Origin of the sequence: Kitasatospora indigofera, from assembly GCF_014655955.1 — a bacterium.
Lineage (GTDB): Bacteria > Actinomycetota > Actinomycetes > Streptomycetales > Streptomycetaceae > Kitasatospora > Kitasatospora indigofera.
Genome location: NZ_BNBO01000001.1, coordinates 377,960 through 390,856 on the forward strand (window position 1 = coordinate 377,960; position 12,897 = coordinate 390,856).

Here is a 12,897-nt window from a genome sequence, read left to right on the forward strand (position 1 = left end):
GGCGGGGTGCCGGACGCTGATCGGAGGTTCCGCCGATGCCTGGGGGAGGGGGCCAGGCCCTAGCGTCATGGCTTCGGCTTTACCCGAACTTGACTGCGATGAAAGGGAGTCATGCCGCGATGAGCACTTCGTCACCGGTTCCCCTCACCCTGCTGCCCGCCGGTGGGCCCGGCCCCGCGGAGGAATCGCCCGGTACCCCGTACAAGCAGTACGTGTACGCCTATCCGCACCAGAAGGCCTACCGCGCGCTGGAGGCCGGCCCGCTGCTGAGTGAACTGTGGTCCGGGGAGCGGCTGGACGCGCTCTCGCTCTACGTCCACGTGCCGTTCTGCGAGATGCGCTGCGGCTTCTGCAACCTCTTCACCCGGACCGGCGCCCCCGAGCGGATCACCACGGCGTTCCTGGGCGCGCTGGAGCGGCAGGCCCGGGCCACCCGCGAGGCGCTGGAGGCGCAGGGCCGGGAGATCCGCTTCACGCTGGCGGCGTTCGGCGGCGGCACCCCGACGTACCTCACGGCGGCCGAGCTGACCCGGCTGTGCGACATCTGCGAGGACGTGATGGGCGCCGACCTGCGTGCCGTCCCCTGGTCGGTGGAGACCTCCCCGGCCACCGCCACCGCCGACCGCCTCGCCGTGCTCGCCGACCGGGGCGCGACCCGGCTCAGCATCGGCGTGCAGACCTTCCTGGAGGACGAGGCGAGGGCGGCCGTCCGGCCGCAGAAGCGGGCGGAGGTCGACGCCGCGCTGACCCTGTTGAAGGATGCCGCGTTCCCGATCCTCAACATCGACCTGATCTACGGGATCCAGGGCCAGACCGAGCACAGCTTCCGGAAGTCCCTGGACGCGGCGCTGCGTTGGGAGCCAGAGGAGATCTACCTCTACCCGCTGTACGTCCGCCCGCTCACCGGCCTGGCCGACCGGCACCGGGAGAGCGCCGGGAGCTGGGACGCCCGCCGCCTGCGGCTCTACCGCTCCGGGCGGGACACCCTGCTGGCGGCCGGGTACGAGCAGACCTCGATGCGGGTCTTCCGCCGGCCCGGCACGGCGGCCGTCGAGGCGGCGGACGCCGACGGCATCAGCGAGTACAACCAGCAGGCCGGCATGGTCGGCCTCGGTGTGGGGGCCCGCTCCTTCACCACCGGCCTGCACTACACCACGGACTACGCGGTCGCCGTGCCCGAGGTGCGCCGGATCATCGACGACTACATCGCCACCCCCGCCGAGGACTTCCGCCGTGCCCGCTGGGCGTTCCGGATGGACGACGACGAGCGCCGCCGGATGTACGTGCTGCAGACGCTGCTGGAGAGCGGGGGGACGTCCGTCCGGCAGTACCGCGAGCGGTTCGGTGCCGGCCCCCGGGAGCACTTCCCGGCGCAGTTCGCCGAGCTGTCCGCCCGCGGCTGGGCGGTGGAGGACGGCACGGGTGCCTTGCGGCTGACCACGGAGGGGATGGCCTGGGCCGACGCGATCGGGCCGCTCTTCTTCTCGGCGCGGGTGAACGAGGCGATGGACGCCTACCAGGACCGCTGACCCGGGCCCTGGAGCTGTTCGGACCCCGCACCCGCCCCGGCCCCGCTCCCGCCCGCCCCGCTCCCGCCCGCGCCGCTCCCGCCCGCCGCGCCGCCCGCCCGCGCTGTCCCGATCAGGCCGCTCCCGCCCGGGCCGCCCGGCCGCCGCGCCGCCGGGGCGGGAGCGCGACCAGCAGCAGTCCGCCCAGCAGCAGCACCAGCCCCGCACCGGACCAGCCAGTGAGCCGCTCGTCCAGCAGCAGCACCCCCAGCAGGGCGGCCACCAGGGGCTCGGCGAGGCTGAGGGTGCCGGTGGTGGCGGCGCTGATCCGGGTCATGCCGCGGGTGAACAGCAGATAGCCGAGCGCCGTGGTGCCGAGCGCCAGCCAGCCGACCAGCGCCAGGCCGCGCGGCGAGCCCAGGCCGGACGGCGCCGCCGCCAGCCAGGGCGAGACCAGCAGGCCCGCGCCCAGGACGCTCACCGGGGCCGCCGCCACCGGGTCCGCGCCGGCCGCCGCGAGCCGCTTCGCCGCCACGATGTAGACCCCGAAGCTGGCTCCGGCGGTCGCCGCCAGCAGCACGCCGGCCGGATCCGCGGGCCCGTCGCCGCCCGGCAGCAGCAGGAGGGCGACGCCGCCGACGGCGAAGGCGGTACCGGCCGCCCAGCCGGCCGGCGGCCGCTCGCGCTGCAGGACCCGGGCGCAGAGCCCCGAGACGGCGGGCACCGTGCCGAAGGCCACCGCGGTGGCCAGCGCGGCGCCCGTCCGGTCGACGGCCTGGAGGAAGGCGCCCTGGAAGACCGCGGTCACCGCGACGCTCACCAGCATCCAGAGCCGGACACCGGGCCCGCGCAGGGTCCGCAGGCCCCGGGGGCGTACGGTCACCGCGCACAGCACCACGCCGCCGACCAGCATCCGGCAGGCTCCCAGCGCCACCGGGTCGACCCCGGCCCCGGCCAGCAGCTGGGCGGGCCCGACCGTGCCCCACAGGACCGCCGCCGCCAGGACCGGCACCACGCCCGCGCGTACCGCGATTGCGCCCGTCACTCCGTGCTCCCCGCCTCGGGCGGCCGAACCGCCGGATGCGAGGAATGCTAGATTCGGCCCGCCGGCGGGCCAATTGGGGAATTCCCTTGAGTACGGGCCGTCAGTCACCACCCGGACCGGACCTTTCTACGGGAGACGCCGTACGGTCGCCGGCAGGATTGTGCGCCTCGGGCCCGGCGGGCCGCGCAGGGGCGCTCCTGTCCCGGCCGGGCGGCCGATTGCCGACCCTCCTGGCGCGAGCACCACCGGGGCGCGGGAGAATGGGTGCCATGACCGATGACCACACCCCAGCCGACGTGCCGGCCGACGCCCCCAGGAGCGCCATCGAGCGCCGGCAACAGCTGCTGGAGACGATCCGCCGGGACGGCGGCGCCTTCGACTGGCGCCGCGCCCGGGAGACCTACCGCGTGTACCCCGATCCGCGCCTCGTCCGCCGCGACCTTGAGCAACTGCGCAAGGCCGGGTTGCTGGTGCGCCTGGACACGGGTGAGTACCAGGCCGGTTAGGGCCGGCAGAAGCCGGACGGGCACCGCGTCAGCGTGCGGGCCCGGCCGGCCGGAAGTCCGCCGACCGGCGGTGCAACGAGAGATGTCGGAGTGAGGCCGCCGCCGCGCTCGCCCTTCGGGGCGGCCGCGGCGGCGGTCCTGTCCGCGGCGCCCGCGCAAGCGGCCCGGCCCGGTCCTCGCCCGGACAGGCCCGCGGTCAGGCGCCGTTGACGGCTTCGGCCAGCAGCCCGGCGGCCCGGGCCAGCCGGTGCGCGGGCAGCACGCCGAATCCCAGCGCCAGGGCCGGCGGGCCGGGCCGCAGCCGCATCGGGGCGACCGGCTCCACCCGGACCCCGGACACCCCGGCGGCCGCCACCACCGTCTCCTCCCGGCTGCCCGGGGGCAGTTCGAGGTAGAGGTGCAGGCCGGCCGCGACCCCGGGGACGTCCGCGTCGGGCAGGCCGGCCCGCAGCGCGCCGAGCAGGGCGTCCCGGCGCCGTCGGTACCCGGACCGGACGGTGCGCAGGTGCCGGTGGTAGCCCCCGCCCGCCAGCAGCTCCGCGAAGGTCAGCTGCTCGATCACGCCGATGCCGAGGTCGGCGTAGCGCTTGGCATGGCGGAAGTCGGCGGCCAGCGCCTGGGGGAGGAGCGCCCAGCCGAACCGCAGGCCGGGCGCGAGCGACTTGCTCAGCGAGCCGAGGTGCACCACCACGTCCGGTGCCAGGCCCTGGAGGCAGCCGACCGGCTCGCGGTCGTAGCGGAACTCGGCGTCGTAGTCGTCCTCCACCACCATCCCGCCGGTCCGCCGCGCCCAGCCGATGAGTTCGGTCCGGCGGCCCGGGGCCAGCACCACACCCGTGGGGTACTGGTGCGCGGGTGTCACCAGGACGACGGTGGCGTCGGTGGCCGCCAGCGCGGCGACGTCGAGGCCGTCCCGGTCGACCGGGACGCCGACGGGGTCGACACCGTGCGCCCGGAGCAGCTCCAGGGTGCCGGGCGAGCACGGGTCCTCGACGGCGAACCGGTGGTGGCCGTGCCGGGCCAGTACCGCGATCAGCAGCGCCAGCCCCTGGGCGACCCCGCCGACCACCGTCACGTCGCCCGGGCCGGCCGCCGCCGCCCGGGCACGGGCCAGGTGGCCCGCCAACTCGGTGCGCAGGTGCGGGAGTCCGGCCGGGTCGCCGTAGCCGAACTGCTGGTGCTGGGCGGTGGCCAGCGCCCGGCGGGTGGCGGCCAGCCAGGCCGTCCGGGGGAAGGCGGCCAGGTCGGGCGTGCCCGGCCTCAGGTCGTAGGCCGGCGGCGCCTCGGGCACCGCCGGCGGGGCCGGCGGGTCGGGACGGGCGATCCCCGCCGCGACCCGGGTACCCGAACCCGGCACGGCCAGCAGGTACCCCTCGGAGACCAGTTGGGCGTAGGCCTCGACCACCACCCCACGGGAGAGGCCGAGTTGGGCGGCCAGCACCCGGGTGGCGGGCAGTCTGGCCGCGGCGGTCAGCCGGCCGGCCCGGACGGCGGCGCGCAGCGCCCTGGTCAGCTGGCCGGTCAGGTCGCCCCGTGCGTGGTCGACCTCGATGAGCAGCTCCGACAAGTGGTCCTCCGAACGGCACCCGAAGTGGACCTGTCCGGCGGACCACTCCTGCTCCTAGCGTGCCAGACATGCCACTCTCGTACACCGGCGCCGGGACACTGCGCGCCGCGACCGCCATGACCGTCCTGGGCTGTTCCACCGGCGCCACCGCCGGCCTCACCGGCTACCCCCTGCACGGCGGTCAGACGCTGCGCTACCTGCTCGCCGCCGCCGTGCTGCTGCCCCTCGCCCGGCGGGGCGGCCCGCTGCGCCCCCGCCTGACCGGCGCCGAACTCGCCCGGCTCGCCCTGCTCGCCGCCGCCGGCCTGTTCGCCTTCAACGTGCTGCTGGTCCAGGCCCTGCGGCACAGCGACCCGGCCGCCGTCGGCAGCGTGATCGGCTGCACCCCGCTGCTGCTCGCCGTGCTCGGCCCGCTGCTGGCCCGCCGGCGGCCGCAGGTCCGGCTGCTGGCGGCGGCCGGCGTGGTGGTGGCCGGGGCGGCGGTCACCCAGGGCGCCGGGCCGGGCGATTTGCCGGGGTTCCTCTACGCGCTCGGCACCCTGGCCTGCGAGGCCGCCTTCTCCCTGCTGGCCGTCGGTCTGCTGCCACGGCTGGGGCCGGTCCGGGTCTCCGCGTACACCACGGCCTTCGCGGTGCCGCTGTTCGGGCTCACCGGCCTGGTGCTGGACGGCGACAGGATGGTCCGGATGCCCACCCCCGGCGAGGCCGCCGCCCTGCTGTACCTGTCGCTGGTGCTGACCGTGCTGGCCTTCCTGCTCTGGTACGGGGCCCTCGGCCGGCTCGGGCCGGAACGGGCCGGCCTGTTCGCCGGGCTCGTCCCGGTCACCGCCGCCCTGTCCGGTGCCGCTCTCGGCACCGGCGGGCTGCACCCGGCGGAACTGCTCGGCAGCGGCCTGGTCGGCCTGGGCGTCTGTGCCGGCCTCGCCGTCCGGCGGGCCCCCGAGGATGCCGCCCGGCCGGCGCCGGTACCGGCCGGACGCTGATGCCGGTCCCTCCGGGCCGGGCCGGGCCGCGCCGTGGCCGCGGGTAGGGGGCGGCGGCGTCTCTGCCCTCCGGTCACCCGTCCTTGGGGGTGCCGTCGAGGAGGTGGAGCAGCACCCTGGCCTCGGCGCGCAGCCGCGCCACCCGGTCGGCGTGCGCGGGTTCCGTCAAACCCGCCGCGGCCGCCAGGCGTTCGGCGGCCTCGGCGCGCACCACGGCCACCACGTCGGACTCGGTCAGCTCGCGTCGCGCTGCCTCGGTGGCACCGGCGCCGACCGGTGAGTGTTCGAGGGCCCGGCCGCGCGTCGCGGCTTCGTCCACCGGTACCGCCTCCGCGTTGTCGACGGCGGCGAGCGCTGTGCGCAGAGCGCTCACCGCGGCCTTGTCGCGGGCGCGCATCGCTTCCGGGAGGGCCTGGCGCATACGGAGACGTAGGGACATGGCGGGACCCTACGGCGATGCCCCCGGTCTCACAACGGGATATCCGGCTGCCCCGCGGGGCTCCCGGCCCGGCCCGGGGCACGCCTGGTCGCCGGTCGCCGGCCGGCGTGCGCGGGGGGACGCCCGAATCCGGGTGACAGGCCGTCGGGCCGGGGGCGAGGATGGGCCGGTGCATGCCGAACCGGGCGCCGTCGCCCCATCCCACCCACCGGGCCGAGGACCGGGCCGGCCCCCGGGGGAGGCGCGGCTGCCGGGCCTGCCCCTGGACGACGTCGAGGCGCTGGCGCACCTGCACCACGGCGGGGACGCCCTGGCGCTGGCCCGGCGCGCCGTGACCCCCGCTGTGCTGCGCAGCCTGGCGGGCTCCCCCTACCCGTTCGTCCGGCAGGCCGTCGCGGTCAACCCCGCGACCCCCACGGACGCGTTGGCCGCGTTGGCCGGCCGGCGGGACAGCGACTGGAACGACAACGACCTGCTGCACCTGCTCGCCCGGCACCCGGCCACGGCCGGATCAGCCCTGGACCGCGTCGTCGACGCGGTGGCGGGCCTGCTGGCCGAGGGGCGCCGTCCGTACGCCGCCGTGCTCGCCCTGGCCGCCCGCCCCGACGCGGACCCGGCCCGCCTCGCCGCCCTCGGCCGCCTCCCGGGGGCGTCGGCCAGGCTCCGTACCGGCCTGGCCAGGGCGCTCGCCGACCGGGACCGGGCCGGCGGAACGGGCGTCGGGCGGGAGCCCGCGGTCGTGCCGGTCCCGGGGTCGTCAGTGTCCGAGCAGGCCGGCGAGGTCGGTGCCCAGGTTGGCGACCTTGGTGAGGTCACCGATGTCGGTGACGGCCAGGACGGGGATGCTGTAGGTGTGCTCCTGCTTGGAGGGGGCCACGGAGTCCGCGGTGACGGCGGTCGCGGCGGTGCCACCGCTCAGGGCGGCCGTCAGGAGGACGACGCCGACGAGGGTGCTGCGGACGGCGTTGCGCATGGGGGCCTCCGGGGGTAGGGGTCTGCCGGCCTGCTCAACTGCGGGCGTCCCCGGAGGTCACGGGCGGCCGGCCGGAGCCGCCCGGACGGCCCTGCCCCCGGTCCGCCCGCGTCGGTGCCGTCCACCCACCTCGGCCGGCCCGCCTGTCCAGGCCCGAGGGGCGGCCTCAGATCGTGGCCAGCACCGACGGCAGCCGTTCGGCGACCCCGTCGGCGAGCCGCTCGAAGGCCGGGCGGAGGAAGGGGGCGGCCACCCGTGCCAGGCCCTTGAACCGCAGCTGCGCCCGGTAGACGACGACCGTCCGCCCGGCCCGGGAGCGGACGCTGATGTCGTCGGTCGCCGTCACCGAGCGGTTCTCGCCGACGAACACCAGCCGGTCGGCCTCGTACCGGTGGAGGCGGTAGTCGAGCCGGGTGCGGCGGCCCCGGAACCGCGAGACGTTCAGCCAGCGGGCCCCTTCGGCGACCGGGCCGTGGTCCGTCCGGGTGCAGCTCTCGGTGCCCGGGTCCCAGACGGTGGTGTTGCCGAAGTCGGCGAGGTACGCCACGACGTCCTCGGCGGGACGGTCGACGGTGATGGTGCGTTCGACGGTGACCATCGGGGTGCTCCTTCCGGGCGGCGCGGCCGCCGGTGGCCGCCGACAAGGTGTTCGGAGCCGGACCGCCCGCGGATGGGTGGCCGGCGGACCTCGGGGCGGCGGCCGCGCCGGTCGTCCGGCCCGGCGCGTGCGGGGCCCCGGGCACCGACGCCGGGTGCCGGGTGCCGGGAGCCGACGCCGCCAGGTTTCCGCCGTCCGTCGTCCCGCGGGTGCCACCCGGTGCGCGGCAACCGCCTCAGGGCTCCACGGTCAACTGGTCGCGCAGGCGGATCAGGCCGTCCCTGATCCTGGTCTTCACGGTGCCGAGCGGCGTGCCGAGCAGTGCCGCGATCTGGGCCTGGGTGCAGCCGCCGTAGTAGGCGAGCGTCAGCGACTCCCGCTGCCCCTTCGTGAGCGAGGCGAGCAACTGCCGCACCCGCTCCTGGTCGAAGCGGAGTTCCACCTGCTCGGCGACCTCGTCGAAGACCGGCGCGTACGAGCGGACGGCGTCCAGCCAGTCCCGGTCGTAGGCGGCCTGGGCGGCCCGGACCCGGTCGACGGCCCGGCGGTGGGCGATGGTGAGGGCCCAGGAGAGGACCGTTCCGCGCTCGGGGCGGTAACGGCCCGCCGACCGCCACAGCTCCAGCATCACCTCCTGCGCGACCTCCTCGGACTGCGAAGGGTCCCGCAGCACCCGCCCCGCCACGCCGAGCACCGGCCCGGCCAGCCGGTCGTACAGGCGGTCGAAGGCGGCTTCGTCGCCCTGGGCGACCAGCGCCACCAGCGCACGCAGGGCCGCGTCGCGGTCGGTCCGTCCGGTGGCGGTGGCGGTCCGGCCGGGTCGCGGGGTCTCCCGTGCGGGTCGGTACGGCGGCGGTGCGTTCACCCGGCCACCGTCACGCAGGCCGAGGCGCCCGGGCTACTTGCAGCGTTCCTGCATCGTCTTGCCCGGGGCGGTCGGCCGGCCCGATCCGACCGGTGCCGTCATTCCGGCCCCTGCCCTCGCCGCCGCTGTCCGGCCCCGGCAGGGCCGAGGCCGTCCCGGCTGCGGAGACCGCCTGTTCGGAAGCGTCGTCCGAGGCCCTCGGGGGCTCCGGGTCCCGTGCTCGGTGCCCGTGCGCCGAACGGCCCGGCACGGCCGTCGCCCGGTCAGGCGGCGGCGTGTCCGGCCAGCGGGCGGAGGGTTCGCCGGGAGCGACCGTGGCACCGGCCAGATCCACCGCGGCGCCGTGCCGGTGGCGCCGGGCGGCCTCGGTGCCCGCCTCGGCCGCCGCCGCGGCGAGGGCCTCCTCGGCGGTCGCGGCGCAGACGGTGAAGTGCTGGATGCCGTGCCGGCCCTCGTCGCCGACCGTGCTGAGGGTGACGCCCCAGCGGCGGTGCGGCAGGTCGAACCGGGGCCACGGCTGCACGGCGGGCTCGCAGGCCGGCGGCGGCGTCGTGCCCGGCTCCCAGGTGGTCGCCGGCAGGCAGCCCCGCGCCGCGGGGTCGTCGGCGAAGGGGATCGGCGGTTTGGCGATCACGGGCGGCATTCCCTTCGAGGGGGCGGGCGTCGGGGTGGGACGCCCGCGGCTGTCCTGAGGAGCGGTGGTCCGCCGCCCGCCCGGTCGGCGCGGGTGCGGTCGCGGTCGGGCGGTCCTCCCGGGCGATCCCGCTGGTGGGGGACGGCCGGCCCGGGTGACCGGGAGACGGTGCGGGTGGCCGGCCGGGGCGGCCGGCCGTCGGTTCAGCGGGCGGTGGTCGCGTTCCAGCTGTGCGCCACGTCGATCACCAGCCGGTTGTCGAGCTGGTACACGCGGAACGGCAGGCGGGCCCGGACGCCGAGACCGATCTGGGTCTGGCCTTCGAAGCTGGCTCCGAAGCGGGTGTCGACGAAGGTCCGGTAGCCGGTCAGGTCGACGCCGGGCAGCGGCTGGCCGCCCCGGCCCGGGTAGGTGGACGCACCGGTGGCGGGGTCGTAGGACGGCGCGTTGACGACGATCTCGATGATCGCGCCGCCCCGCACCGGCAGCAACCGGCCCGATCCGTCCTGGTGGAGGGCGGTGACGTAGCGGACGTGGTAGCCGGCCGGCGCGCCGGTCGAGGTGCCGGGTACGTCGAGGACCAGACGGTCGTAGCAGGGGTGCGCGCCGGTGCGGATGTTCCGTAGCGGCTGCGAGTTGACGGAGTTGAGGTCCTTCGGCAGGCTGCCCCAGCCGACCGGGCAGAGCTCCGGGGCCGGGGCGGCCGAGGCCACCGCCCGGGTGGCGGGTGCCGCCGGGGTGGCGGCGCCGGCGAGGGTGACCGGGACCGCGACCGTCGCGGCGAGAGCGAGTGCGCCCGGGATGATGAACCAACGTCGCATGGCTGCCTCCTTGGGCAGTGCGGGTGTCTCTCACCCTAGGAGACGGTGGTACCGGAATGCACGGTTCCACTCCGGTGCCGCCGGTTCTTTCTGCTTCCGTCCGCCGTCGGACCCGCGCCCGTGAACAGGCGGGCCGCCGGCCTGATTCTGCCTCGGGGTCACCTGCGCGGCGGTCACCTGGGCCGCGGTCAAGCCGGACGGCGGCCACCCGGGTGCCGGTCGGCCCGCACGGTGGTCGGCCCGCACGGTGGCCGGTGGCCGGTGGTCGGACCGCCGGGTGCGGTGCGGGAGGCGGCGTCAGGTGGTTTCGGCGGCGCGGGTACGGGCGTAGTGCCGGGCGGCCCGGACCCGGTCGCCGCAGCGCTGGGAGCACCACTGCCGGGCGCCGTGGGTGCGTAGGAAGTACCGGATGCAGTCGCCGGCGGCGCAGGCGGCGATCGTCTCCGCCTGCGGGCCGCTGAGCAGTTCGGCGGCGTCGCGGGCGAGGCGGGTGAGCGCGGCGTCCAGCGGGGTGCCGCCGGCCGGCCGCGACTCCAGCCGGGGGCCGTCCCCCGCGGCGGCCCAGTGCAGCCGGCCGGTGAAGGGGGCGGCGGCGAGCGCCTCGTTGAGTCCGGCCAGTGCCGCCCGGTCGGGGGCGGCGCCGGTCAGCCTCGCCGTGAAGAGCTCGCGGACGGACTCGCGCAGGGTGCGCAGCCGCCCGGCCTCGCCGGCGGTGAGGGTGCGGCGGGCCGGCAGCAGGCCGGTGCCGGTCAGCCAGTCGAGGGCGCCGGCCGGTTCGGCGAGGTCGTCGAAGGCGCCGGTGGGGCGGACGGTCCGGGTGTTGACCAGGGCCAGGGCGGGGTGCTGTTCGGCGCCGGGGGCGGCGGGCAGCGGCTGCGGGGCGGCGTCGCCGGGCCCGGGGTGCGGGGTAGTCACATCTCTCACGGTACCTCTTGCCGTTCTCCGTGAGGAGGGCTAGCGTCATTCTCACGCCGAACGGCAAACTATTCCGTGAGAGGCCCTCCTGATGCCCACGCCCGTGCTGCCCTCCTCCCCGCTGTCCGTGCACGCCCTCGGCGGCCCCACCGCCGTCATCGAGTACGGCGGCCTGCGCCTGCTGACCGACCCCACCTTCGACGAGCCCGGCGACTACGTCCCCGAGCGCGGCCTGATCCTCAGCAAGCTGGCCCCGTCCGGGCTCGCGGCCGACCAGGTCGGCCCGGTCGACGCGGTGCTGCTCTCGCACGACCAGCACGCCGACAACCTCGACACCGGCGGCCGGCTCGCGCTGGCCAAGGCCCCGCTCACCGTCACCACCCCGGCCTCCGCCGCCCGCCTCGGCGGCACGGCCCGCGGCCTCGCCCCCTGGGAGTCCCTGGAGCTGGCCCGGCCCGCCGGCGGCCCGGTCGTCGTCACCGCCGTACCGGCCCGGCACGGCCCCGAGGGCTGCGAGGCGGTCACCGGCGACGTCACCGGGTTCGTGCTGACCGGCCCGGGCCTGCCCACCGTCTACGTCAGCGGTGACAACGCCTCGCTGGAGCACGTCCGCGAGATCGCCGACCGGACGGGCCCCGTGGACACCGCGCTGCTGTTCGCCGGCGCGGTCCGCACCCGCCTCTTCGGCGGCGCCCTGCTGACGCTCGACAGCGCGCAGGCCGCCGAGGCCGCCGTCCTGCTGGGCGCCCGCCGGGTGGTGCCCGTGCACTTCAACTCGTGGATGCACTTCACGGAGGGCGCGGTGCACCTGCGGGTCGCCTTCGAGGCCGCCGGCCTGGCTGACCGGCTGGTGCTGCTCGCCCCCGGCGAGGCCGCGGCGCTCTGACCGCCGCCACCGGGGCCCGGCCTGACGGGTCGTCGGCAGGCCCGGCCCGAGGCGCACGCGGCGGCCGGGCCTCCGGCGGTCCGGCGGGGCGCCCGCGAGCCGGGCCGCCGGCCGGCACCGCACGGCCGGGACGCCGCCCCAAGGGGGCTGACGTCCCGTGCGTCAACGGGGCTTCACCGCACGTACGGTGACGTCCATCTGGTCGTGGACGCCGCCGGAACCGCACGGCGGAACGTTCCACCGGCACCACCGGCCGGGGCCGGCTCCCGGGACAGGTCCGGCGGCCGGCCCCCGGGCGTCGGCGCGCACGTGCCGTGCCGCCCCCGGCCCGGGCCGCCCGGCACCGGCCCGGCCCGCACGCCCTCGCAACTGTCCCCACCAGGTAACACCTTCGCCACCCGGCTGGATCGGAGCGTCAGGTACTCGCTACGGTGGCCCGCGAACGTATCACCGGACACATCCGCACTCACGGGGGCAACATTGGTAAGGGCACCAGAACCGGGCGGCTCGGGGTTCCGCGTCCAGCCCGGCGAACTGGACGGGGCCGGGAAGACCGCCAAGGCGACGGCGGAACTGATCCCGGGTGAGACCAAGGGCGTGCTCGGAGCGTCCGACAAGGCCGAGGCGGGCCTGAAGGGCTGGACCACCGGCGCCGAACTCAACTCCTGCACCGACTCCTGGCGGGCGCTGCTCGACTCGCTGTCCGCAGAGATGGACCGGCAGGGCGAGAACCTCGTCAAGACCGCGAAGAACTACCGCGACTCCGACGAGAAGGCCCACGGCGACATCAGCAACATCGGCACGGGCAGCGGCGGGCCCGAGTTCGCCCGGGCCGGCGGCGGTGGCGGCGCGGGGGACAAGCTGTCGACGATGTCCGCGTTCGCGGACAACGGCATGGCCCGGGGCGGCGCCGAGACCGGTTCGACCAGGCCGACCCTGGGCGACCCGCCGTGGGCGCACACCTTCCCGTCGCCCAAGGACGGGGACGTGCCGTGGCAGCGGCCGCTGATCACCGGCGACCCCGACCCGGGCTTCCACGCCCCGTCCGGCCCCGGCGTGTCCGGCGCCGGGCTGCCCGTTCCCGGCCCGGCCGAGCGAGCCCGCATCGATGCCGAGCGCTTCGGTCCGAACGCCCAGTCCCCGCAAGGAATCTGACC

Annotated in this window: 14 protein-coding genes; 5 read left to right on the top strand and 9 right to left on the bottom strand. The window is 76.9% G+C overall.

Annotation, left to right across the window (positions count from 1 at the left end; genetic code table 11):
* Positions 1 to 119 precede the first annotated feature (119 nt).
* On the top strand, positions 120 to 1,529 hold the full coding sequence (locus tag IE329_RS01740; protein WP_190208926.1) for an STM4012 family radical SAM protein: 1,410 nt from the start codon (positions 120 to 122) through the stop codon (positions 1,527 to 1,529).
* Between the two features lie 112 nt (positions 1,530 to 1,641).
* Here the strand turns inward: IE329_RS01740 and IE329_RS01745 are convergent, their stop codons facing one another.
* Positions 1,642 to 2,553 carry a DMT family transporter gene (locus tag IE329_RS01745; protein ID WP_229927085.1) on the bottom strand — a complete coding sequence of 304 codons (912 nt, stop codon included), beginning with the start codon at positions 2,551 to 2,553 and terminating at the stop codon, positions 1,642 to 1,644.
* A 269-nt stretch (positions 2,554 to 2,822) separates the two neighbouring features.
* Here IE329_RS01745 and IE329_RS01750 point away from each other — a divergent pair, with 269 nt between their 5' ends.
* Positions 2,823 to 3,059, top strand: a complete 237-nt coding sequence (locus IE329_RS01750) for a hypothetical protein (protein ID WP_190208927.1) — start codon at positions 2,823 to 2,825, stop codon at positions 3,057 to 3,059.
* Between the two features lie 196 nt (positions 3,060 to 3,255).
* Here the strand turns inward: IE329_RS01750 and pdxR are convergent, their stop codons facing one another.
* Positions 3,256 to 4,626 carry a MocR-like pyridoxine biosynthesis transcription factor PdxR gene (gene pdxR, locus IE329_RS01755; protein WP_190208928.1) on the bottom strand — a complete coding sequence of 457 codons (1,371 nt, stop codon included), beginning with the start codon at positions 4,624 to 4,626 and terminating at the stop codon, positions 3,256 to 3,258.
* A 68-nt stretch (positions 4,627 to 4,694) separates the two neighbouring features.
* Here pdxR and IE329_RS01760 point away from each other — a divergent pair, with 68 nt between their 5' ends.
* Entirely contained in the window at positions 4,695 to 5,609 is a 915-nt protein-coding gene (locus tag IE329_RS01760; protein ID WP_190208929.1) for a DMT family transporter, read from the top strand.
* Between the two features lie 73 nt (positions 5,610 to 5,682).
* Here the strand turns inward: IE329_RS01760 and IE329_RS01765 are convergent, their stop codons facing one another.
* From IE329_RS01765 to IE329_RS01795, 7 genes are all read right to left on the bottom strand, one after another.
* On the bottom strand, positions 5,683 to 6,006 hold the full coding sequence (locus IE329_RS01765) for a hypothetical protein (protein WP_190209021.1): 324 nt from the start codon (positions 6,004 to 6,006) through the stop codon (positions 5,683 to 5,685).
* 799 nt (positions 6,007 to 6,805) lie between these two features.
* On the bottom strand, positions 6,806 to 7,021 hold the full coding sequence (locus IE329_RS01770) for a hypothetical protein (RefSeq protein ID WP_190208930.1): 216 nt from the start codon (positions 7,019 to 7,021) through the stop codon (positions 6,806 to 6,808).
* A 166-nt stretch (positions 7,022 to 7,187) separates the two neighbouring features.
* Positions 7,188 to 7,619, bottom strand: a complete 432-nt coding sequence (locus IE329_RS01775; protein WP_190208931.1) for an SRPBCC family protein — start codon at positions 7,617 to 7,619, stop codon at positions 7,188 to 7,190.
* A 235-nt stretch (positions 7,620 to 7,854) separates the two neighbouring features.
* Entirely contained in the window at positions 7,855 to 8,484 is a 630-nt protein-coding gene (gene sigK / locus IE329_RS01780) for an ECF RNA polymerase sigma factor SigK (RefSeq protein WP_190208932.1), read from the bottom strand.
* A 10-nt stretch (positions 8,485 to 8,494) separates the two neighbouring features.
* Entirely contained in the window at positions 8,495 to 9,118 is a 624-nt protein-coding gene (locus IE329_RS01785) for a hypothetical protein (protein ID WP_190208933.1), read from the bottom strand.
* Positions 9,119 to 9,321: 203 nt separating this feature from the next.
* Positions 9,322 to 9,939 (bottom strand): AMIN-like domain-containing (lipo)protein, encoded by a 618-nt coding sequence (locus tag IE329_RS01790; protein WP_190208934.1) that lies wholly within the window; start codon positions 9,937 to 9,939, stop codon positions 9,322 to 9,324.
* Between the two features lie 297 nt (positions 9,940 to 10,236).
* Entirely contained in the window at positions 10,237 to 10,854 is a 618-nt protein-coding gene (locus IE329_RS01795; protein WP_229927086.1) for a CGNR zinc finger domain-containing protein, read from the bottom strand.
* A 91-nt stretch (positions 10,855 to 10,945) separates the two neighbouring features.
* On the opposite strand from IE329_RS01795, the gene IE329_RS01800 reads away from it, so the two are divergent.
* Entirely contained in the window at positions 10,946 to 11,740 is a 795-nt protein-coding gene (locus tag IE329_RS01800) for an MBL fold metallo-hydrolase (protein ID WP_190208935.1), read from the top strand.
* A gap of 480 nt (positions 11,741 to 12,220) precedes the next feature.
* A complete protein-coding gene (locus IE329_RS01805; RefSeq protein WP_190208936.1) occupies positions 12,221 to 12,895 on the top strand; it encodes a WXG100 family type VII secretion target in 675 nt (224 codons plus the stop codon).
* Positions 12,896 to 12,897 lie beyond the last annotated feature (2 nt).

What these genes read in the sequence shown, in the direction of transcription:
- IE329_RS01740 (WP_190208926.1), top strand. Translation starts at nt 120, where the DNA reads ATGAGCACTTCGTCACCGGTTCCCCTCACCCTGCTGCCCGCCGGTGGG.
- IE329_RS01750 (WP_190208927.1), top strand. Translation starts at nt 2,823, where the DNA reads ATGACCGATGACCACACCCCAGCCGACGTGCCGGCCGACGCCCCCAGG.
- IE329_RS01760 (WP_190208929.1), top strand. Translation starts at nt 4,695, where the DNA reads ATGCCACTCTCGTACACCGGCGCCGGGACACTGCGCGCCGCGACCGCC.
- IE329_RS01765 (WP_190209021.1), bottom strand. Translation starts at nt 6,006, where the DNA reads ATGCGCGCCCGCGACAAGGCCGCGGTGAGCGCTCTGCGCACAGCGCTC.
- IE329_RS01770 (WP_190208930.1), bottom strand. Translation starts at nt 7,021, where the DNA reads ATGCGCAACGCCGTCCGCAGCACCCTCGTCGGCGTCGTCCTCCTGACG.
- IE329_RS01775 (WP_190208931.1), bottom strand. Translation starts at nt 7,619, where the DNA reads ATGGTCACCGTCGAACGCACCATCACCGTCGACCGTCCCGCCGAGGAC.
- IE329_RS01790 (WP_190208934.1), bottom strand. Translation starts at nt 9,939, where the DNA reads ATGCGACGTTGGTTCATCATCCCGGGCGCACTCGCTCTCGCCGCGACG.
- IE329_RS01800 (WP_190208935.1), top strand. Translation starts at nt 10,946, where the DNA reads ATGCCCACGCCCGTGCTGCCCTCCTCCCCGCTGTCCGTGCACGCCCTC.